The organism is Pseudomonas sp. UBA6562, assembly GCF_002434265.1.
GTDB lineage: Bacteria > Pseudomonadota > Gammaproteobacteria > Pseudomonadales > Pseudomonadaceae > Aquipseudomonas.
The window spans coordinates 175,007-195,606 of record NZ_DJJS01000005.1 but is presented as its reverse complement, the minus strand read 5'-3'; the positions used below and the strand labels follow the sequence as shown (position 1 = coordinate 195,606).

The 20,600-nt window shown below is 65.0% G+C and carries 23 protein-coding genes; 9 read left to right on the top strand and 14 right to left on the bottom strand.

Annotated elements, in window-relative coordinates; genetic code table 11:
- Window positions 1–4: 4 nt before the first annotated feature.
- Entirely contained in the window at window positions 5–2,092 is a 2,088-nt protein-coding gene (gene pta, locus B4M43_RS07570) for a phosphate acetyltransferase (protein WP_296265709.1), read from the top strand.
- A 60-nt stretch (window positions 2,093–2,152) separates the two neighbouring features.
- On the opposite strand, the gene B4M43_RS07565 is transcribed toward pta, so the two are convergent.
- The 7 genes from B4M43_RS07565 to B4M43_RS07535 all read right to left on the bottom strand — a co-directional run bounded on the left by B4M43_RS07565 (window position 2,153) and on the right by B4M43_RS07535 (window position 9,500).
- The gene (locus B4M43_RS07565) at window positions 2,153–2,884 is read right to left on the bottom strand and encodes an OmpA family protein (RefSeq protein ID WP_296265707.1); all 732 of its coding nucleotides are present in this window, start codon (window positions 2,882–2,884) and stop codon (window positions 2,153–2,155) included.
- A 100-nt stretch (window positions 2,885–2,984) separates the two neighbouring features.
- Entirely contained in the window at window positions 2,985–3,341 is a 357-nt protein-coding gene (locus B4M43_RS07560) for a type II toxin-antitoxin system ChpB family toxin (RefSeq protein WP_296265705.1), read from the bottom strand.
- Window positions 3,338–3,616 carry an AbrB/MazE/SpoVT family DNA-binding domain-containing protein gene (locus tag B4M43_RS07555; protein WP_296265703.1) on the bottom strand — a complete coding sequence of 93 codons (279 nt, stop codon included), beginning with the start codon at window positions 3,614–3,616 and terminating at the stop codon, window positions 3,338–3,340. The genes B4M43_RS07560 and B4M43_RS07555 overlap by 4 nt, the downstream gene beginning before the upstream one ends.
- Window positions 3,617–3,781: 165 nt before the next feature.
- Window positions 3,782–4,474: a sensor histidine kinase gene (locus B4M43_RS07550; protein WP_296265700.1), complete on the bottom strand. Its 693-nt coding sequence runs from the start codon at window positions 4,472–4,474 to the stop codon at window positions 3,782–3,784.
- Window positions 4,471–6,075, bottom strand: coding sequence for a tetratricopeptide repeat-containing response regulator (locus tag B4M43_RS07545; protein WP_296265752.1), 1,605 nt, complete (start codon window positions 6,073–6,075; stop codon window positions 4,471–4,473). Before B4M43_RS07545 ends, B4M43_RS07550 begins: the two co-directional genes overlap by 4 nt.
- Before the next feature lie 149 nt (window positions 6,076–6,224).
- The gene (locus tag B4M43_RS07540) at window positions 6,225–7,589 is read right to left on the bottom strand and encodes a DUF1329 domain-containing protein (RefSeq protein ID WP_296265698.1); all 1,365 of its coding nucleotides are present in this window, start codon (window positions 7,587–7,589) and stop codon (window positions 6,225–6,227) included.
- 24 nt (window positions 7,590–7,613) lie between these two features.
- Window positions 7,614–9,500 carry a DUF1302 domain-containing protein gene (locus B4M43_RS07535; protein ID WP_296265696.1) on the bottom strand — a complete coding sequence of 629 codons (1,887 nt, stop codon included), beginning with the start codon at window positions 9,498–9,500 and terminating at the stop codon, window positions 7,614–7,616.
- A 265-nt stretch (window positions 9,501–9,765) separates the two neighbouring features.
- Between B4M43_RS07535 and B4M43_RS07530 the strand changes: the two genes are divergently transcribed.
- The 4 genes from B4M43_RS07530 to B4M43_RS07515 all read left to right on the top strand — a co-directional run bounded on the left by B4M43_RS07530 (window position 9,766) and on the right by B4M43_RS07515 (window position 12,861).
- Window positions 9,766–9,942, top strand: a complete 177-nt coding sequence (locus tag B4M43_RS07530) for a hypothetical protein (RefSeq protein WP_296265693.1) — start codon at window positions 9,766–9,768, stop codon at window positions 9,940–9,942.
- Window positions 9,943–10,005: 63 nt separating this feature from the next.
- Window positions 10,006–10,971, top strand: a complete 966-nt coding sequence (locus tag B4M43_RS07525) for a 2-hydroxyacid dehydrogenase (protein WP_296265691.1) — start codon at window positions 10,006–10,008, stop codon at window positions 10,969–10,971.
- 54 nt (window positions 10,972–11,025) lie between these two features.
- Entirely contained in the window at window positions 11,026–12,024 is a 999-nt protein-coding gene (locus tag B4M43_RS07520; protein ID WP_296265689.1) for a class I SAM-dependent methyltransferase, read from the top strand.
- Between the two features lie 252 nt (window positions 12,025–12,276).
- Window positions 12,277–12,861 carry a TMEM165/GDT1 family protein gene (locus B4M43_RS07515; protein ID WP_296265750.1) on the top strand — a complete coding sequence of 195 codons (585 nt, stop codon included), beginning with the start codon at window positions 12,277–12,279 and terminating at the stop codon, window positions 12,859–12,861.
- Between the two features lie 70 nt (window positions 12,862–12,931).
- Here B4M43_RS07515 and B4M43_RS07510 read toward each other — a convergent pair whose 3' ends face one another.
- From B4M43_RS07510 to B4M43_RS07495, 4 genes are all read right to left on the bottom strand, one after another.
- Window positions 12,932–13,747: a M48 family metallopeptidase gene (locus B4M43_RS07510; protein WP_296265687.1), complete on the bottom strand. Its 816-nt coding sequence runs from the start codon at window positions 13,745–13,747 to the stop codon at window positions 12,932–12,934.
- A gap of 89 nt (window positions 13,748–13,836) precedes the next feature.
- Entirely contained in the window at window positions 13,837–14,457 is a 621-nt protein-coding gene (locus B4M43_RS07505; protein WP_296265685.1) for an SOS response-associated peptidase, read from the bottom strand.
- Between the two features lie 15 nt (window positions 14,458–14,472).
- Window positions 14,473–14,733 carry a putative signal transducing protein gene (locus B4M43_RS07500; RefSeq protein ID WP_296265683.1) on the bottom strand — a complete coding sequence of 87 codons (261 nt, stop codon included), beginning with the start codon at window positions 14,731–14,733 and terminating at the stop codon, window positions 14,473–14,475.
- On the bottom strand, window positions 14,733–14,918 hold the full coding sequence (locus B4M43_RS07495) for a CPXCG motif-containing cysteine-rich protein (RefSeq protein ID WP_296265681.1): 186 nt from the start codon (window positions 14,916–14,918) through the stop codon (window positions 14,733–14,735). The genes B4M43_RS07500 and B4M43_RS07495 overlap by 1 nt, the downstream gene beginning before the upstream one ends.
- A 125-nt stretch (window positions 14,919–15,043) precedes the next feature.
- On the opposite strand from B4M43_RS07495, the gene B4M43_RS07490 reads away from it, so the two are divergent.
- Together B4M43_RS07490 and B4M43_RS07485 are read left to right on the top strand one after the other, a co-directional pair.
- Complete coding sequence (locus tag B4M43_RS07490; RefSeq protein WP_296265679.1) at window positions 15,044–16,213, top strand: 1-acyl-sn-glycerol-3-phosphate acyltransferase; 1,170 nt, start codon at window positions 15,044–15,046, stop codon at window positions 16,211–16,213.
- Between the two features lie 106 nt (window positions 16,214–16,319).
- On the top strand, window positions 16,320–16,526 hold the full coding sequence (locus tag B4M43_RS07485; protein WP_296265677.1) for a hypothetical protein: 207 nt from the start codon (window positions 16,320–16,322) through the stop codon (window positions 16,524–16,526).
- Between the two features lie 55 nt (window positions 16,527–16,581).
- Here the strand turns inward: B4M43_RS07485 and B4M43_RS07480 are convergent, their stop codons facing one another.
- Window positions 16,582–17,166 (bottom strand): YajG family lipoprotein, encoded by a 585-nt coding sequence (locus B4M43_RS07480; RefSeq protein ID WP_296265676.1) that lies wholly within the window; start codon window positions 17,164–17,166, stop codon window positions 16,582–16,584.
- Between the two features lie 144 nt (window positions 17,167–17,310).
- Between B4M43_RS07480 and B4M43_RS07475 the strand changes: the two genes are divergently transcribed.
- Together B4M43_RS07475 and mqo are read left to right on the top strand one after the other, a co-directional pair.
- Window positions 17,311–17,544: a hypothetical protein gene (locus B4M43_RS07475; protein WP_296265674.1), complete on the top strand. Its 234-nt coding sequence runs from the start codon at window positions 17,311–17,313 to the stop codon at window positions 17,542–17,544.
- A gap of 598 nt (window positions 17,545–18,142) precedes the next feature.
- Window positions 18,143–19,648: a malate dehydrogenase (quinone) gene (gene mqo, locus B4M43_RS07470; RefSeq protein WP_296265672.1), complete on the top strand. Its 1,506-nt coding sequence runs from the start codon at window positions 18,143–18,145 to the stop codon at window positions 19,646–19,648.
- A gap of 66 nt (window positions 19,649–19,714) precedes the next feature.
- On the opposite strand, the gene B4M43_RS07465 is transcribed toward mqo, so the two are convergent.
- Both B4M43_RS07465 and B4M43_RS07460 read right to left on the bottom strand, forming a co-directional pair.
- A complete protein-coding gene (locus B4M43_RS07465) occupies window positions 19,715–20,005 on the bottom strand; it encodes a PA4642 family protein (protein ID WP_296265671.1) in 291 nt (96 codons plus the stop codon).
- Between the two features lie 70 nt (window positions 20,006–20,075).
- Window positions 20,076–20,546 carry a hypothetical protein gene (locus B4M43_RS07460; RefSeq protein ID WP_296265669.1) on the bottom strand — a complete coding sequence of 157 codons (471 nt, stop codon included), beginning with the start codon at window positions 20,544–20,546 and terminating at the stop codon, window positions 20,076–20,078.
- Between the last annotated feature and the right edge of the window lie 54 nt (window positions 20,547–20,600).

Here is a 20,600-nt window from a genome sequence, read left to right as displayed (position 1 = left end):
ACACATGCAGACATTTTTCATCGCACCGACCGATTTCGCCGTCGGTCTGACTTCGATCAGCCTGGGCCTGGTGCGCACCCTGGAACGCGCCGGGCTCAAGGTCGGCTTCTTCAAACCGGTGGCCCAGCCGCACCCCGGCGACACCGGCCCCGAGCGCTCCACCGAGCTGGTGGCGCGCACCCATGGCATCCAACCGCCCACGCCCCTGAGCCTGGCGCAGGTCGAGCGCATGCTCGGCGACGGCCAGCTCGACGAGTTGCTCGAAGCCATCGTGCGCCTGTACCAGCAAGCCTGTGTCGGCAAGGACGTGGTGGTGGTCGAGGGCATGGTGCCCACCCGGCACGCCAGCTACGCGGCACGGGTCAACCAGCACCTGGCCAAGAGCCTGGACGCCGAGGTGATCCTGGTGTCGGCACCGGAAAACGAGGTGCTCAGCGAGCTGTCCGGACGGGTAGAGTTGCAGGCGCAGCTGTTCGGCGGCCCGCGCGACCCGAAGGTGCTGGGGGTGATCCTCAACAAGGTGCGTTCCGACGAACCCATGGCCGACTTCGCCCGCCGCCTGCGCGAGCACTCGCCGCTGTTGCGCAGCGGCGATTTCCGTCTGCTCGGCTGCATCCCCTTCCAGGCCGAGCTGAACGCGCCGCGCACGCGCGACGTGGCCGACCTGCTCGGCGCCCAGGTGCTCAACGCCGGCGACTACGAACAGCGGCGCATGAACACCATCATCATCTGCGCGCGCACCGTGGCCAACACCGTGCCGCTGCTCAAGCCCGGCACCCTGGTGGTGACGCCGGGCGACCGCGACGACATCATCCTGGCCGTGAGCCTGGCCGCGATCAACGGCGTGCCCCTGGCCGGGCTGCTGCTGACCAGCGACAGCAAGCCCGACGCACGCATTCTCGAGCTGTGCCGCGGCGCCTTGCAGGCGGGTCTGCCGATCCTGTCGGTGAGCACCGGTTCCTACGACACCGCGACCCGGCTCAATTCGCTGAACCGCGAGATCCCCATCGACGACCGCGAGCGCGCCGAAGTCATCACCGATTTCGTCGCCAGCCACCTGGACGCCGCCTGGCTACACCAGCGCTGCGGCACGCCCCGCGAGCTGCGCCTGTCGCCGGCGGTGTTCCGCTATCAACTGATCCAGCGTGCGCAACAGGCCAACAAGCGCATCGTCCTGCCCGAAGGCGCCGAGCCCTTGCTGGTACAGGCGGCGGCCTTGTGCCAGGCGCGCGGCATCGCCCGCTGCGTGTTGCTGGCGCGCCCCGAAGACGTCCAGGCCGTAGCCCGCGCGCAAGGCATCGACCTGCCGGCCGACCTGGAAATCCTCGATCCCGAGTCGATCCGCAGCCGCTATGTAGAGCCGATGGTGGCCCTGCGCAAGAGCAAGAACCTCAACGCACCGATGGCCGAACAGCAGCTCGAGGACCCGGTGGTGCTGGCCACGGTGATGCTGGCCCTGGGCGAGGTCGATGGGCTGGTTTCGGGCCTGGTGCACTCCACGGCCAACACCATCCGCCCGGCGCTGCAACTGATCAAGACCGCCCCGGGGTGCAGCCTGGTGTCCTCGGTGTTCTTCATGCTGTTCCCCGATCAGGTGCTGGTCTACGGCGATTGCGTGATGAACCCCCACCCCAGCGCCGAGGAACTCGCGGAAATCGCCCGGCAGAGCGCGGCGTCGGCAGATTCGTTCGGCATCGCACCGCGGGTGGCGATGATCAGCTATTCCAGCGATTCGGCCAGCGACGAGGAAGTGGGCAAGGTGCGCGAGGCCACGCGCCTGGCGCAGAGCGCGGTACCGGGCCTGTTGATCGACGGCCCGCTGCAGTACGACGCGGCCGCCAACCCGGACGTCGCCCGCCAACTGGCGCCGGACAGCGCCGTAGCCGGCCGCGCCACGGTGTTCGTGTTCCCCGACCTGAACACCGGCAACACCACCCACAAGGCCGTGCAGCGCAGCGCCGACGGCGTCAGCCTGGGCCCGATGCTGCAAGGGCTGCGCAAACCGGTGAACGACCTGCCGCGCGGCGCGCAGGTCGACGATATCGTGCACACCATCGCCCTGACCGCGATCCAGGCCAGCCAAGCGCTCTGAAACGCACAGCGGGGCAGTCGGTCTCCCGAACTGCCCCGCTGGCGTCAGGGGTTCAGCGCATCAAGGGTATTGCTGCACCTGGCCTTGCTGCTGGGCCGGTTGCTGATAGTCCTGGCCGGGAATCGGCTTGAGGTTTACTTCTACGCGGCGGTTCTGCGCACGGCCATTGGCGTCGGCGTTGCTTGCGACCGGCTGGTCCGGGCCGAGACCGCGCACGGTCACGCGCGAAGCGTCCACGCCTTGCGAGGTCAGGTAGGTGCCGACCGACTGCGCGCGGCGTTGGGACAGGTCCATGTTGTGCTGGCGGGCGCCGGTGCTGTCGGTGAAGCCGACCACTTCGATGGTGTTCTGGTTGAACTGTTTGAACGAGTTCGCCAGGTTGTTCAGCGGCGAATAGAAGCTCGGCGCGATGCTGGCCGAATCGGTGGCGAAGGTGATGTTGCCCGGCATGATCAGCTTGATCTGGTCGCCTTCGCGCTGCACTTCGACGCCAGTGTTGGCCATGCTTTCGCGCAGGGCCTTTTCCTGGCGGTCGGCGTAATAGCCGTAACCGGCAGCGGCGGCGCCCACGGCGGCTGCGCCGATCAGCGCACCCTTGCCACGGTGGTTATGGTCGATGGCAGCGCCTGCCACGGCACCGGCCAAGGCACCCAGGCCACCGTACTTGGCGGTCTTGCTCACACCGCCCGAGCCTTGTGCCTGGCCCTGGTTCTCGTAAGGGTTCTGGCTGGCACAGCCGGACATCAACGCAGCCGCAGTGGCAAGGACGATCAAGGGACGCATGGAAAACATGGGCAAGCTCCTGAGGCAGGATGAAAAATGCAGCGATCGGCAGGCGATCCGTACCGGGGTTTGAGTGTGTCGGAGGAGGAAAATTCCCTCTGCGCGGCACCTAGGTCGGCCAGTCGAAGAGGGCCTGCACGCGCGCCAGCGCTTCTTCCATCACCGTTTCGCCAACCCGCTCGACCCGCTTTGCGCCGCGAGCCTCGAGGTCGACGGTGCGCAGTTGATTGCACAGTGCGACTCCCTGGGTTTGCGTGCCTGCGCCACATAAAGTCACGGCGAAACCGGCATGGCGAGCGAAATTGCTGCCTTGCGAGATAGGCACGATCACAGCCAGGCCTGAGGCGTTGAAGGCGGCAGGGGTCAGTACCAGCGCAGGCCTGGCGATACCCTGTTGCTCACGACCAACCACGGGCTCGAGGTTGATTCGCACGATATAGCCCCTCTCGAACCGTGCCCGCCTCATACTTCACGTCCGACGGGACGCATGGCGTTCCATTCGGCCATATCTTCAGGCTCGGCTGCGCTCAAATCGCATTGCGCCATGAGCGACTCGAGGGTATAGCGCGGTTTGGGCCTGACAACCTCCAGGACGATGGATTCTCCAGTGGCATCCAGACGCAACGTGGAGCCCACGCCTACCTGAAGTTGCTTTAAAACGGTTGCCGGCAAGCGGATGGCAGCGCTGTTGCCCCATTGTTGAATCTTGATCTGCATGAGTATCTCCCAAGGTAGATACATCGTAGGTAACCTCCGCTGGATTGCAAGTGACAGGTAGAAACGTTGTATCTACATTGTCATGCGAAATGGCGCTGAAAAAGCCCCATATGCCAGCTACGGACCTACCCCACCGCTTAATCGGAAATACCCTTCCTTAAGCAATTTCCGGCAACAGCACCACCGGCCTTACGGCAAATACAACTTGAACAACCCCCCACCCAACTCCCCACCATTGGCGATCTCGATCCGCCCATGCACCCCACCTTGTTCGTGCAGCGCGGCGATGCGGGCGGCGAAGTACAGGCCAAGGCCGGTGCTGCCGCTGCTCTGGTCGATGCCGGGTACGTAGTCGAGCTGCTGCTCGATCAGGCGCTGGGGGTAGCCCGGGCCGTCGTCGTTGATGCAGATCACCAGCTCCGTACCGGCTTCCTCGATGCTCAGCACCAGCGCCTTGTCGGCGTGGCGGATGGCGTTAGTGAGCATGTTGGAGACCACCGAGGCCACCAGTTCGCGGTCGAAGAAGGCTAGCGGTGCCGAAGAGTCCAAGCGCCAGGTGGCGACGATGCCGCGGTGCTGGATGACATCCTCGTGGACCGCCAGTTGCGCTTCGAGGAAATCGTCGAGCTCGTGGTAGTCCGGGCAGATCGGCAGCTGGTTGACGTTGAGCTTGTACAGCCCGAGCAGCTGCACCAGCATGCCGTTGAGGTGGCTCAGCTCATGCTCGACCACGCCCAGTTCGCTGCCTTCGCGCAATGCTTCGGGAATGCGTTCCAGCCATTGGTGATGGGCCTGGATCAGCGCCGAAAGCGAGTTCTTCATGTCGTGGACGGTGGAGGCGATCACCGTGGAAAAATCCAGCCCCTGGTCTGTCTGATTCATGCGCCGAACACTCGGATATGCAACTTGCGGTAACGATCGTAACGGCTGTCACCGGGTGGAATGCCGGCCACGCTGCCGAGGCAGGCGCGGCATTCCTCGATGACCTCCGGGGTCAGTTTGTCGCCGGCCACGCGCAGCAACGCCTGGGCCGTATTCAGCGCGATGCTGATGTTCCTGCCTTGCAGCGCCAGCGCGCGACGGAACATGCTCAGCGCCAGTTCGAGGTGGCCGGCCTGGTAGGCGCGCACGCCCTGGCGGTTGAGGTCCACGGCATCGGCCACGGCATTGAGCACGTCGGGGTCTTCGGTCAGCTTGCCGACGCTCTCCATCACCTTCGGGTCGTCGCCGTAGGATTCGACACAGGCCTTGAGCACCGACTTGGCGGCTGCGCCCTGGCCCATGGCCTTCATCTGCGCCGCTACGGTCAGCGCCGACTCGACGGAGAAGAACTGGTTCATCTTGCCCAGCCGTTGCACGGCCTGCTCGGTGAGCTTGGCGGCCGACTCGGCGTCGCCGGCCTGCACCAGGCTGGCGGCCTTCATCATGCGCGCACGCACCTGCATGCCCTGGTCTTCGGGATAGTCCTTGGCCACTTCGCCCAAGGCATTGTTGATTTCCACCCGGGTGCGCGCATCCAGCCCGCCCCCGCTGCGGCTCATCAACGCCTGGGCCAGGCCGAGGTTGCTTTCCGGGTCTTTGTAGCGCGAGCTTTGCCCCTGGTTCACCGCCTGGCGGAAGGCTTTGGCGGCGCTGTCGAAATCTTCGTTCTCGTAGGCCAGCTTGCCCAGGGTCGCCTGGCGCTTGACCGACAGCGGCGACAGGCGCACCGCTTCTTCCAGCAAACCTTGCGCGCGGCGGTTGTCGCCCTGGGCGATCAGCACCTCGACCATGCCGTCGTACAGGTTGGGCATGATCGGGAAGGCCTTGAGCGCCTGCTCGAACACGCCCTGGGCCTGGGCATTGCGTCCGCGCTTGTGCAGCAGCTTGCCGAGCGCCGCGTACACCCAGGGCTGCGGGCGGCTGGAGAGAATGGCCGTGAGGTATTTTTCCAGCTCGTCGAAGCGGTTCAGGTCGCGCAACGCGTCGGCCCGGTAACGCAGGCACAGCGGTGCGAAGCGCGGGTCCTGCTTGCACACCTCGGTGCAGGCCGCCAGCACCTCGGCCGGCCGGCCACGGTCCAGCGCTTGCAGGATGGGCTTGAGCAAGGCTTTACGCTGCACCAGCTTCTCCAACCGCTGGGCCAGGCCGACGCGGTTGAAGGGCTTAGTGATGTAGGCGTCGGGCTCGTGCTCCAGGGCGCTGAGCACGATCGACTGGCTGCTCTCGGCCGTGACCATGACGAACACGCATTCGTGGCTGATCTGCTTGTCGAGGATCAGGTCTTCGAGCACCTGCTGGCCGTTCTTCTTGCCATCGCCCAGGTGGAAGTCCTGGAGGATGAAGTCATAGCGCTTCTGCGCACACAGGCGTATCGCCTGCTCGCCACTGTCGGCGGTATCGACTTCGCGGGCACCCAGTTCGCGCAGCATGGAGCGCGTCGCGGTGCGAAAGTCCGTGTAGTCGTCGACGATCAGAAAGCTTTTTTGCCCGTACTGCAGCATCAACACGCCCTGTTGTAGTAGGAAGTTGGACATAGGGTGCGCGCGAACGCGTAGCCGCCGGCCTGTGTATCGGCCGGCGGCGTGAAAACTGAATGGCAAATCTCATGCGCTGCAGAAGACGGCGCAGGGCCGCTCCCGCAGCGCTGGTTTCAGCGCACGCCGTCCTGGCGCAGGGCGGCGGGCTGGAAGTCGCTCTTGTTGGCGCTGAAGCCGAAGTCGTACGCGCGCTTTTCTTCGTTCTTCATGCCCAGGGCCAGGTAGCGCTTGGATTGCAGGTCATAGATCGCCTCCAAGGTGTACCACGGCACCTGAACGTTGTAGTACGGCTGCGCATGGGCTTCCGAGACCCGCCACAGTTGGTTGCGGCCGTCGTACTGGTCGATCACCGCGGCTTGCCAGGTGTCTTCGTCGATGTAGAAGTCGCGCTTGGCGTAGATGTGCCGCTGGCCGGACTTGAGGGTCGCGACCACGTGCCAGACGCGGCGTAGTTCGTAACGGGTGAGGTCCTGGTTGATGTGTCCGGCCTTGACGATCTGCTCGTACTTGAGGCTGGGCGAATCGAGCTTGAAGGCGTTGGAGGCGATGTACAGCTCCTTCTTGCCCTCGAGCTTCCAGTCGTAGCGGTCGGGCGCGCCGTTGAACATGTCGAGGTTGTCGGAGGTGCGCAGGCCGTCGGCCGCCGTGCCCGGCCCGTCGTACGACACCTGCGGCGCCTGCCGCACACGGCGCTGGCCGGCGTTGTAGATCCAGGCCTTGCGCGGGTCCTTGACCTGGTCGAGGGTCTCGTGGACCAGCAATACCGTGCCGGCCAGGCGCGCGGGCGCGGTGACCTTCTGCTTGAAGTAGAACAGCACGTTGCCTGGGTTGGCCGGGTCGTAGTCCTTGAGGCGGTCGCGGAACACGAACTGGTCCTGGAACGACACGGCGCTGTAGGAGCCGTTCTGCTGCGGCGTGACCTGCGCCACCAGGCGCGTGACGCTACCGCCGCGGTAACGGGTGATGTGGTTCCAGATCACTTCCAGGCCCGACTTGGGCAGCGGGAAGGGAATCGCGGTCTGGAAGTCCTGCAAGCCGTTGCCGCCCTCGACCAGTGTGGTCTTGGTGGCGTTCTGCTTGATCGCGGCGAACACCTCGTCCGGCACCGTGGCGCCGCGGTGGGTCTTGTACACCGGCAGGCGATAGGTGTCGGGGTAGCTCTTGAACATCGCCAATTGGCCGGGCGAGAGCTTGGCCTTGTACTGCTCGACGTTCTGCGCGGTGATGGTGAACAGCGGTTTCTCGCTGCCGTACGGGTCGGCGAGGAAACCTTTGCCGTCGACGCTGCCGGCGGTTCTGGACAACGGTTCCCACGGCCCGATCGAGCCATCGGCGTTGCCGGCCTTCTCGGCGCCCATGGGCGTCAGGGTGGTGCCGAGCTTGGCCGCTTCTTCGGCGGAAACGGCCGCCATGACGCTACCGCTGAGCATGGACAGGCCGAGGGCACCGGCGCAAAACAAACGCGAGGAAGTCTTCATGCGATGGTCATCCTGATCGAGTGCTTAGAAGTTCACGCCGAAGCTGAGGGCGACGAAGTCGCGGTCATCCACGGTGCTGTACTTGCCGTCGAAGAAATTGGTGTACGACAGGCTGGTGGTGTAGGTGTTCTGGTATTCGGCATCCACCCCCAGGCTGACGGCTTTGCGCCCTTCCTCGAAATTGCCGCCCGGGCCTGGCGAGTAGCCGGACACGTCGTGGGACCAGGCCACGCTGGGCTTGAGGTTGACCCCGGCGAAGACGTCCGGGTATTCCCAGATCACCCGTGTGCGATAGCCCCACGAGGTGCTGGTGGTGTAGCCGTCGTTCTCGCACTTGCGATTGAGGTTGGCCGTGGACGCGCCTGCGCCCGCCCCGCCGAGGGTGCTGGCGTTGAGCGCCTGGCAGGTGTCCTGCCCGCCGGTGGCCGGCAAGGGGCCGGGGCCGAACACCGGGTCGCGGCCGTAACGGGTGTCGTAGGCGCTTTCCAGGCCGCCCACATGGGTCACGCCCAGTTCGCCGACCAGGGTCATGCGGCTCGCGCCCATCACCTGATCGAAGAAGTGCGTGAGGGTGGTCTGGAACTGGGTCACTTCCTTGCGCCGGTAGCCGTGCAGGTCCTGGCCCGGCACGCCGTTGAGCAGGGAGGCGTTGCTCAGCGCCCCGCCCAGTGGTCGTACACCAGAATAGAGGATGTCGGTGGTGTTGAGCTGCACCGGTGCGTTGGGCCGGTAGCTCACCTCGCCGCTCCACGCCGTGCCGGTGGGCAGCGTGGTGGAGAAACTCAGCCCGTACAGGCGGATGTCTTCCGGGTACTCGACGAAGTACTGCGAACTGCCGGCGATGACCAAGGGCGCCAAGGGCCGCAAGGCCGCCGGCAGACCGCCCACGCCGCGGAACGCCGAGACCGGCGCGCCGGTGGCGCTGAAGATCGGCGCACGGCTGTGGTAGTTCATGAAATAGGCGCCGAATTCGGTGTCCAGCGGCTCGAACATGTAGCGCAACGCCACGCCGAACTGGCCGCTGTCGCGGGCATCGCGGTCCGCGCCGCGGCGCACCAGCACGCCCTCTTCGTTGGCGCTCACGCCCTGGCTGGCAAGAAAGCCCTGGGCGGCGGCCGGCAAGGTGCGGCTGCTGTTGAGCACGCGCAGGTTGCCGTCGCAGCCGTCGGCGATGATGTCGGCTTGCGAGAAGAAGGTGCCGCAGTTGTCCACCACCGTCTGGTCCCATTCCAACTGGTAGAAGGCTTCGGCGGACAGGTTGTCGGTCAGGCTCTGCGACACGTAGAACATGTTGACCGGAATCAGCCCTTCCTTGATCTCGGCGCCGGGCCGGCGGAAGGCCGACACATCGATGGGGTTGATGGCGTTGATGCCGTTGCCGATGAAGGTGCTTTCGCCCCAGCTCACCACCTGCTTGCCGAAACGCACCGAACCCGGTTGATCGCCGATCGAATAGTTGTGGTAGACGAAAGCGTCGAGCAGTTCGGCGCCCGACGACTTGGCGCCTTCCTTGCGGTTGGAATCGCTGATGTCCTTGAACTCGCGGCCTTCGTCCTTCAATTCGAAGTCGTACCAGTACTTGCCGCGCACGAACACGCCGGTATCGCCGTACTTGAGCTCCAGGTCGTGGATGCCCTTGAAGATCTTCGAAAAAGTCTCGCCGCGCTTGAAGTTGAGGTGGCCATCGTCGGAGGTCTGCGACAGGCCCTTGCCGCCGTTGTTGACGCCGATCAGGTTCCGGTTGGGGCTGGCCGTGGACCAACTGGCGCCGATCGACAGCGAGGAGTCGAACTGGCCCTCGATCTCGCCGATGTTGAAGTTGACCCCGAACGCAGGGCCGGCAAGGGTTGAAGCGAGGCTGGCGGCCAGGGGCAACTTGGCCCGGCGCCAGAGGATGTTGGCAGATTTCATCGACCTTACTCCGTGTCGTTTCTTGTTATGGCAACGAGTGCGTTCAGCAATGCTCCAGGCACGCCCAGGTGCCAGGCGTTTCATCCGTTTCCGAACATCCCTGCCGAGACTGAAGCCAGCCTGGGCAGCGGCCCAGATTCCCCAGACGCAAGCTGGATACCCACCCCTTCGGCGCTACAGTCGAGCGGGCCTGGGCGGAATGAAGCATGGCTGATTTCTACACAATGGCAAGGTGCCACTCAATTGCCGCACGCGGTGCCGCATTATGCCCAGCCTCGGTGCCGATCACACGCCCGAGCGCAAGGCGCTGCCCTGCCGAAGCGACCTGCGCGACCCGCCGAAGTCGATGCTCGACGAAGGGCATCGATCGCATCCGCAGATCGAGGGGCATTTGCGCTCGATCCCCCGACGCGCCTCGCTCGCAGCCAGTTGCCCGCCTTGACACCCCCACCCCCTTCAGGTTGATTGACACCCCTGCCCTCACATCCGACCACCGGAGCCTCCCATGCCCAGTCTGCGTCGCGCCGTATTTCTCGACCTTGCCTCCCTCGACTTGGGCGACCTCGACCTCGCCCCGCTGTCCAGCGCCTTCGACGAGCTGCGCCTGCACGAGGCCACCGCGCCAGACGACGTCGCGCAGCGCCTACAGGGCGCCAAGGTGGTCATCACCAACAAGGTGGTGATCGACGCCGAGGTACTGGCTGCCAACCCGCAGGTGCAACTGATTCTGGTGGCCGCCACCGGCACCAACAATGTCGACCTCAAAGCCGCACGCGCCCAGGGCGTCACGGTGTGCAACTGCCAGGGTTACGGCACGCCGTCGGTCGCCCAGCACACCTTGGCCCTGCTCCTGGCCCTGGCCACGCGCCTGTGCGACTACCAGCGCGCGGTCGCCGACGGCCGTTGGGCCGCTGCCCGGCAGTTCTGCCTGCTGGACTTCCCCATCGTCGAACTCGAGGGCAAGACCCTCGGCCTGCTCGGCCATGGCGAACTGGGCAGCGCGGTAGCGCGCCTGGCCGAAGCCTTCGGCATGCGCGTACTGAGTGGCCAGGTGCCCGGCCGCCCCGCCCGTGACGACCGCCTGCCGCTGGCCGAGCTGCTGCCGCAGGTCGATGCGCTGACCTTGCATTGCCCGCTCACCGAGCAGACGCGCAACCTGCTCGGGGCTGCCGAGCTGGCCTTGCTCAAACCGGGCGCGCTGCTGGTCAACACGGCGCGCGGCGGATTGATCGACGAACAGGCGCTGGCCGACGCCCTGCGCAGCGGCCACTTGGGCGGAGCGGCGACCGATGTGCTGAGCGTCGAACCCCCCGTCAGCGGCAATCCTTTGCTGGCCGGCGACATCCCACGCTTGATCGTCACGCCCCATTCGGCCTGGGGCGCGGTAGAAGCGCGGCAGCGCATCGTCGGCCAGCTCGCCGAGAACGCCCAGGCGTTCTTCGCCGGGCAACCGCGGCGTACGGTGGGCTGAGGGGGCTGGCATGGCTCTGTTACACTCCGCCCTTTTTTCCAGGAGACGCCGTCCATGGACCCGCGCAGTGAAGTGTTGCTCCGCCAGGCAGAGCTGTTCCAAGGCCCGCTGCTGATCGCAGGGGCCGCCCCGGACGACCTGCTCGGCCGCCTGCCCAACGCCCAAGGCTGGACCTGGCACGCCGGCGACCATGCCCTGCTCGACAGCCGCTTCGCCGGGCGCAGCCACTACGGCACCGACGTACCGGCGGTGGACTTCGAGGCCGCGGTGGTGTTTCTGCCCAAATCCCGCGAGCTGGCCAGTTACCTGCTCGACGCCCTCGCCGCACGGCTGCCCGGACGCGAATTGTTCCTGGTCGGCGAAAAACGCGGCGGCATCGAAGGCGCCGCCAAGACCCTGAAAGCCTTCGGCACCCCGCGCAAACTCGACAGCGCCCGCCACTGCCAGCTGTGGCAGGTCACCGTCGAACACGCCCCTGCCGCACCGGTGCTGAACGATCTGGCCCAGCGCTTCGAGCTGCCCCTGGCCGACGGCCCGTTGCAGGTGCTCAGCCTGCCCGGCGTGTTCAGCCATGGGCGCCTGGACCGCGGCACGGCGCTGCTGTTGCAGCACCTGGAGGATTTGCCCACCGGCAAGGTGCTGGATTTTGGCTGCGGGGCCGGGGTGCTGGGGGCGATCGTCAAACGCCGTTACCCCGAAAGCCAGGTGACGCTGCTGGACGTCGATGCCTTCGCCGTGGCAAGCAGCCGTCTGACACTGGCGGCCAACGGCCTGGACGCCGACGTCATCAGTGGCGACGGCATCGACCATGCGCCGGTGGAACTGGACCTCATTCTGAGCAATCCGCCATTCCATACCGGCGTCCACACGGACTACCGCGCCTCGGAAACCTTGATGGAAAAATCAGGCGAACATCTGCGAAAAGGCGGCGAAATGCGCTTGGTCGCCAATACTTTCCTACGTTACAAACCGCTGATCGAGGCAGCTTTGGGCAACTGTTCGGTACTGACCGAAGACGCCGGCTTCCGCATTTATCAGGCAATGCGCAGATGACAATCAGCGCTTGCCGAATGCGTTCGGCCTAGGCAGAATCCGCTCCGTCCTAGGGGAGTAGTCTCCCGCGAGCCCAGCGCTCGCCCGGTACGCGTCAACATGCTTGGTCCTCCGACCATGGCGCGTGCGACCCAAGGACCCGCACAGACGGGTCCAGGGTTTGACAAGACCTATGACACGCACACCTTACCCGGGGCGGGGAGGTCGTACGTGTCATAGCCGTGTCGACCCGCCCCCGTAGGAACCCTGATGTTGGAATCCCTGCTGGTCCCCACCGCCATCGTTGCCCTCGCCGAAATCGGCGACAAGACGCAACTGCTCGCCCTCATTCTCGCCGCGCGCTTCCGCAAGCCCTGGCCGATCATCGCCGGCATCGTCGCCGCCACCCTCGCCAACCACGCCGCAGCCGGTGCCGTAGGTGCCTGGTTCAGCAGTTTCTTCAGCGAAGCGGTGCTGCACTGGGTGCTGGCGGCCAGCTTCACCGCCACGGCGTTGTGGACCCTGGTGCCGGACAAGATGGACGATGACGAGGCCGGCAACACGCGGCGTTTCGGCCCGTTCCTGACCACGTTGATCGCCTTCTTCCTGGCCGAGATCGGCGACAAGACCCAGGTGGCCACGGTCATGCTGGCGGCGCAGTATCCGGACCTGATCATGGTCATCATCGGCACGACGCTGGGGATGTTGATCGCCAACGTGCCGGTGGTGCTGGCAGGCAATTTCGCGGCCGACAAGCTGCCGCTGACGCTGATTCGACGCCTGGCGGCGACGGCGTTCGTGGTCTTGGCGTTGGTGGCGGTGTATTCGGCGATGAAGACCAGCGGCTGGGTGGGCTGATCGCGCCGCAGGTGGCGGTTGGGGCGGGTCCGAGGTGCAGGCCTGCCCCAACGCAAACGGGCGGGACGTGTTACTTCTTCGCCGCCTGATACAGCGGCATCACCTTCGGAATGGCCGCCTGCAGCGCGGCGATCCGACTTTCCGAGGCCGGGTGGGTGCTCATGAACTCGGGCGGCGAACCTTCGGAGGCCTTGCTCATCTTGTTCCACAAGGTGATGGCGGCGTTGGGGTTGTAGCCGCCACGGGCCGCCAGTTCCAGGCCGAGCAGGTCGGCTTCGTTCTCGTTGGCGCGGCTGTTGGGCAGGGTCATGGCGTAGTTGACCACGGTGTCGGCCAAGGCCAGACCGCCCTCGCCCAGGCCCAGCAGGGCGCCGGCGCCATTGCGCGCCATCTGCACGCCGTAGGCTTTGGACATGGCCTCGCGGCCGTGCTCGCGCAAGGCGTGGGCGATTTCATGGCCCATGACCGCGGCGATTTCATCGTCGGTCAGCTTGAGCTTATCGATCAGCCCGGTGTAGACGATGATCTTGCCGCCGGGGCCGCAGTTGGCGTTGAGCTCGTCGCTCTGGATGACGTTGACTTCCCACTTCCACTGCGCCGAATCGGGACGCAGTTTCGGCGCCTGGGCGATCAGCCGGTCGGCGATGGCCTGGACGCGACGCGCATCGGCGCTGTTCTTGGCCAGCGCGCCTTGGCTCGACGCTTCGCTGAGGGTCTTCTGGTACGACTGGGCGTACATCTGGTTGACTTCGTCGGTCGACAGCATGCTGAACATGTATTGCTTGCGCTGCACGCCCACCGAGTCGCCCGAGGTGGTGTTCACCGCCTGGCAGCCGCCCAGCACGACGCCTGCGCTCAGCAGGCTGACGAGAAATATCTTACGCATTGAGAAACTCCTTTTTACGTGGCGCCTATCCTAGGCGCAGAGGTTGGGGCGCCGCTAGGGTCTGCTTGGCGAATTTGTCGATGCAGGCCTCATGCAGGCGTCAGGCACTGCGGCGCATCGAGGCTGGGATCATTGACCAGGTTGGCCAGGGCGCGTTCCCGAAGCACGGCGGGCGGCTGCGCGAGCAGCTCGTGCAAACGCGCCAGCGGTGTCTCGGCGTCGAGCCAGGCGGCCTGGCCGGCGACGTCGAGCAGCAGCGGGCGGCGCTGGTTCATCGCCGCCTGGGTGACCATCGCACAGCTGAGCCAGACCTGCTCCTGCACCGGGTAGGCTTCCCAGATCGCGGCCATGTACAGCGTCGTACCCTCGCCCGAGGTCAGCCAATACGGACGCTTGCGCACACTGCCGCGCCATTCGTAGAAACCGTTGGCCGGCATCAGGCAGCGACGCTGGGCGAAGGGTTCGCGGAACATCGGCTGGTCGGCCAGGGTTTCCGCGCGGGCGTGCGCCGGGGTGCGGGTCATGTCGGTGAGCCAGGGCGGAGTCAGCCCCCAGCGGGCACGGGCGAGCGACAGCTCGCCATCGAGGCGGCGCTGGATCAGCACCGAGGCCCCGGGGGCGATGTTCCAGTGCGGCTGCTGGTCGACGGGAAAGCCGGGCAGCGCGGCGAATGTAGGGGACCAACGAAACAGCGCGTAGCGTCCAGACATGGGGAATACGGGGACCTAGCAGATGAGCGTACCGGGATAGCTGTCCGGTTCGTCGCCCGGCATGGGCTGAGCGGCATTGTACGCATCGATCAGCTGCCGTGCGTAACCGGCCTGCTCGTCGGCCACGGCAAGCCCCAGCAGACCGTGGATCGGCACTTCGCCCGTGGCGCCGACCAGGTCGCGCCCGGCAAGGAAGACTTCGATGCCTTCGCTGGCCAGCATGCCGATCAGCATTTGCGCCTCCATGAGGTTTTCCGGTTCGTAGATGCGCTGCATCAGGCGTCGTCCTCGCGTCGTGTTTCGAGCCACCACTGGTCGCCGTCGACCTGCAACACGAACACCACCGGCTGGCAACACACTTGGCAGTCTTCGGTGTACACCTGATCCCCGGCCGACAGGTCGACCAAGGTTTGTACCCTCTCGCCGCAATACGGGCAATCGTACCCATCCTCTTCCAGCATCGCGGTCTCCCCATGGACTTGTGCGTATAATCGCCGTTCTGTCTGCAGGGCCTGCGGGCGACCGAGCCACTTCTCGGGCCCTGCCCTGCCTCTATCACCTTAGCCGTTTCCAACAAGAGAGCATGATGGGCGAATTCGATGCCATCCGACCCTATGACGACGCTGAAGTCCCTGCCGTTCTGGCGCGCCTGCTCAGCGATCCGGCCTTTCTGGACCTTCTCACCCGTTACCGTTTCCCGCGAGCGGCCGGTGCCTTCGGCTGGCTGCTCAAGCCGCTGATCGCCCGGCGCCTGCGCCAGCAGTTCGCTGGCGTCACTTGTGTGTCGACCCTGCAGGACAAGGTCGAGCACTATGTCGACCAGACCATCGACAACGCCACCGACGGCGTCACCTACACCGGTGTTGAGCAGCTCAAGTCCGGCACGCCGTACCTGTTCCTGGCCAACCACCGCGACATCGTCATGGACCCTGCCTTCGTCAACTATGCGGTCTACCATGCCGGCCTGCCGACGCCGCGCATCGCCATCGGCGACAACCTGCTGCAGCGGCCCTTCGTCAGCGACATGATGCGCCTGAACAAGAGCTTCATCGTGCACCGCTCGCTGAGCGGGCGCCGGGAAAAGCTCGCAGCGTTCCAGTTGCTATCGGCCTACATCAACCACTCGATCCGCAACGACGGCGCTTCGATCTGGATCGCCCAGGCCGAAGGCCGGGCCAAGGACGGCGACGACCGTACCGATTCGGCGATCCTCAAGATGTTCCACATGAGCCGCAAGGACGAACCCTTCGGCGCCGTGATCCAGAGCCTGAACCTGATTCCCGTGTCGATCAGCTACGAATACGACCCTTGTGACCTAGCGAAGGCACGCGAGCTGTACATCCGCGCGACGACCGGCAGCTACACCAAGACGCCAGGCGAAGACGACAACAGCATCGGCCTGGGCATCACCGGCTACAAAGGCCGGGTGCACATCCACTTCGCGCCGCCGGTCACCGCCTACCACGAAGACACCAAGCAACTGGCCCAGGCCATCGACCGGGAGATTCTCGGCGGTTATCGCCTGTTTCCGGTGCACTACCTGGCCTATGCCATGTGGGCCGACAAGGACGACGCCCTGCAGGTGCCCAGCGCCGAGCAGGTGTTTCCGGCCGATGAGCTGGAGAAGGCCAAGGCCCAGTGGCAAACGCGTCTGGACGCCTGCCCGGTCGAGCAGCGGCCTTACCTGGTGCTGCAATACGCCACGCCCGTGCGCAACCAGTACCAGGTCAAGCGGCAGGACGCCTTGACCAGCTGACTCTCCGGCTCCTCCGGTCAAGACGACCGGGGGCTTGAATTTCGATGTCACACGCTCGTCATGGAGAGAGGCCACCCTATCGGCCTTCTCACGACGGAGTGTGACCATGCTGCACGCCCAGAACCAGGACCGCCTCTACCTGATCGCCCAGAGCGACGAACAACAGGCACTGATCGACGGCTTCGCCATCAATGTCCAGGACCGCCAGTGGCTGGTGTATTGCGCCCTGGGCGGCCATAGCCACCAGGACCTGCCCGACGTGGACCTGCTGACCGGCATCAGCGTGCTGGACCTGCACGTGCAGGCGGCCTGAACCGCAGCCACGAAAAAGCCCGCGATCGCGGGCTTTTTCATGCAGCCGGGCGGGCTTACTGGGCCAGCATCTGGCCGATTGTCTGGTCCTTGAACAGGCGCGTCAGCGCATCGCTGAGCACATCGCCGACCAGTTTGTTGTTGGTGTCCTGGTTCGGCGCCATGCCGAAACGCTGGTCCAGCGAAGCGCCGTAGCGACCGCTGTAGTTGCGGCCACCGTTGACCACGTCGGCACGGAAGGTGGCGCCGATGGTGGCTTCGGTCACGTACATCTTGTCCTTGGGCGACTGGTACTTGAGTTCGGCCAGGGTCACGGTCAGCTTGGGCGCGTTGGACGTGCCGGCGCTGGGTGTGAAGCCCAGCAGGCGCACGGCCGCTTCGGCCTGGGCTTGCAGCTTGGGCAGCACGTCGTTGCCGCTGACGCTGATGGTGCTGGTTTCCGGGTACATGCCACCGCGCGTGCCGAGCGATGGCGAGGGTCGGCCGTCGACCACCCTCACCACCACCGGTTGGCCATGCCCGACAGGCGCCAACGCAGCGGTGATCTTGGGCTGCGGGCTGAGTTGCTGCGGGCTGTGGGCACATCCGGCCAGGCCGAGGCCGGCTACCGCGATCAAACCGAACAACAGACGTTGCAACATGCGCGTTTCTCCAGAAAAGGCCGCAAAGGGCGACAGTATACGCACGCCCCGGGCGGCCAGCCATTGGCCCGACGCACTTGTCACAATGCTTTAACCGGCCGTGGCTAACCTCGCTTGCAGCCACCCCCGACAGGAATCGCTGCCATGACCTCGCTCTGGAACCTGCTGTTCGCACGCCCACGTCGCCGCACCTACGTTCGTCTCGACGGTCAAGGTCGCTGCCTGGCCTTCAAACACTGCAGCGCCCGCCCTGAAACCGGCACGTGGGTGGAGATCGTGGAAATGCACCTGCCTTGGCTCGGGCAACCCTTGCCGCAGAGCGCCAGGGTTTGCCGCAGCGCACATGGGCATTGGCAGCCACGCAGTCTCCCCGCCTGACAAACGTCGCAATAAAATCCCTTTCGGGCGACTTTTCTGCCCACGACCTGGCTATAATCTGGCCCCGATTATAAGGACGTCTCCTGATCGGGCCCCCGCATCCGCCGTTTGACCTCGGCACCTACACCGCCTCGCCCACAGAGAGCCTTCCACTCAGGCCAGGGTGGCTGTCGTCTGCAATCTTTCGGACGCGGCCGCACATGGACCTGCGGGTTGCCAGCGCGCAGCTCGCCTTTTGAGGTTCACGTTTCCAAAAGGACGTGAAAAACGGGTTATTCACTACTTCACAAGAGTGTGGCGAGCAATGAACAGTCTGGCATGTGTACACGCGGTAGAAGCGTCTCCAGCAGCGCCGAACAGGCGGCCGACGTGCCCATCGAAGGTGGGCGTCGAGGCCGGTGCATAACGCACGCAGGGCACCTTGACCATAAGTCGAATTGCCGCAGGCAGGGCAAAAAGCGTTCAATAGACGAACGTAAGGGCTTATTGGCGGTGTCGGCGAGCATTGCAAGAACTGCGAAACGTCGGACATGGCGATCCTGGCATCCCGGGAATCCTGTGCTGTCAATTAGGTGCTGTAGATTGTGGAGACGCGTTAATGGCGCAGAACGAATCGGTTGATGTGGTACTGGTAGGCGCGGGCATCATGAGTGCCACCCTGGCCGTACTGCTCAAGGAGCTCGACCCCACCCTCAAGCTGGAAGTGGTCGAAGCCATGGACTCGGGGGCCGCGGAAAGCTCCAACCCTTGGAACAACGCAGGCACCGGCCACGCGGGCCTGTGCGAGCTGAACTACACCCCGCAAGCGGCCGATGGCAGCATCGACATCAAGAAAGCCGTGCATATCAACACGCAGTTCGAGGTCTCGCGGCAGTTCTGGTCGTACCTGATCAAGAACGGCAGCCTCGGCGCACCCCGCGACTTCATCAACCCGATCCCGCACCTGAGCTACGTCGAAGGTGACAAGGGCATCGCCTTCCTCAAGAAGCGCTTCGAGCTGCTCAAGCAGCACCACGCCTTCGCCGAGATGGAATACACCGAAGACAAGGCCGTGATGCAGCAGTGGATGCCACTGATGATGCCAGGCCGTCCGGTCGACCAGCACATCGCCGCCACCCGCGTCATGAAAGGCACCGACGTCAATTTCGGCGCCCTGACCAACCAGTTGCTCAAGCACTTGGGCCAGACCCAGGACGCGCAGGTCAAGTACAGCAAGAAGGTGACCGGCCTGCGGCGCAACGGCAGCGGCTGGACCGTGACCGTCAAGGACGTCAACGGCGGCGGTAGCCGCGAGGTCGACGCCCGTTTCGTGTTCCTCGGTGCCGGTGGCGCGGCGCTGCCGCTGTTGCAGGCCTCAGGCATCCCGGAAAGCAAGGGTTACGGCGGCTTCCCCGTCAGCGGCCAGTGGCTGCGCTGCGACAACCAGGAGATCGTTCGCCAGCACCAGGCCAAGGTCTACAGCCAGGCTGCGGTCGGTGCGCCGCCGATGTCGGTGCCGCACCTCGACACCCGCGTCGTGGACGGCAAGACTTCGCTGCTGTTCGGCCCCTATGCCGGCTTCACCACCAAGTTCCTCAAGCACGGCTCGTTCACCGACCTGCCTTTCTCGGTGCGCATGGGCAACATCGGCCCGATGCTCGCCGTGGCCCGCGACAACATGGACCTGACCAAATACCTGGTCAGCGAAGTGATGCAGTCGATGGAGCAGCGTCTGGACTCGCTGCGCCGCTTCTATCCCGAGGCCAAGGCCGAAGACTGGCGCCTGGAAGTGGCCGGTCAGCGCGTGCAGATCATCAAGAAAGATCCGAAAAAAGGCGGCGTGCTGCAATTCGGTACCGAATTGGTGGCAGCCCAGGACGGCAGCCTGGCGGCCCTGCTCGGCGCCTCGCCTGGCGCTTCGGTGACGGTGTCGATCATGCTCGAGCTGATCGAGCGCTGCTTCCCCGACCAGGCCAAGGGTGCCTGGGCGGCCAAGCTGCAGGCGATCTTCCCGGCCCGCGAGAAAGCGTTGGCCACCGATGCCGCGCTATACCAGCGCATCAGTGCCGACAACGATGCCACGCTGCACATGGTGGAGACGCACCCGGCACAGGACTACGCCTGATCCGCCTGCATGAAAAAACGCCCTTCGGGGCGTTTTTTTTAGTGCTGCTTTTGTAGCCGCGAAACTTCAGCGCCGGGCCTTGTCGATGATCTCGATGTATTCGGGCGCCGTGCGCTGGTCGGCGATCTGCTCGGCGAAGGTCTTGCCCTGCGCGTCCTTGCCGTCCAGATCGAACCCGGCTTCGACGAAGAAGCCGACGAAACGCTCGAAGTCGTCGATACGCAGGCCGCGGTAGGCCTTGATCAGCTTGTGCAGCGAAGGCGAAGTCACGCCATCGGCAGGCTCGAACTGCAAAAAGGCCTTGATGTAGTCATCGCTGATCTCATCACCAATTACCTGCTTCTTGTCTTTACGCATCAAAGGCTCCGGCTGAATTCGGTCACAGAACGTCAAAGCGCCGCAGTGTACCCTCCCGTGCCGATCGCCCTCAACGCGTACGTACCGTGCCGGTGTGCAGGTCGGCCCAGATGTGGCCATTGTCGTAGGTGAGGAACTGCACGTAGACGGTGTCGTTGCGCAGCAGGTCCATGATCACCCGGTAGTCGCTGACCGGGTAGGTCAAGGTCAAGCGCCGCGAGTCTGGATCGTAGACCGGCTTTTTCAGGCTCTTGCCGCCTTCGGCATCGAAGGTCAGCAGCACCTGGCCCAGGGTGGCGCCCTTGTTCAGCGGCTTGCCCTTGAGCGCGATCTGCAGACTGGAAGTGATGGGAATCGGCTGCTGGTCGGACTGCCGCTGGGCCCCAACCACCACCGTATAGTCGGTGACTTGCAGCAACTGCTGGGCGTTGGGCGCCTGCTGACGCAGGGACTGGTCGTCCGGGGGCAGGAACTGGCTGTGCAGGGGCGCGGCGGATAACGGCAGGCTGACGGCCAGCAGCAGCGGAACGAGTGCGCGCATGGGGAGGCTCCTTGGCATGAGCCGGCAGCCTAGCACACCCCATCGCATGCGAAT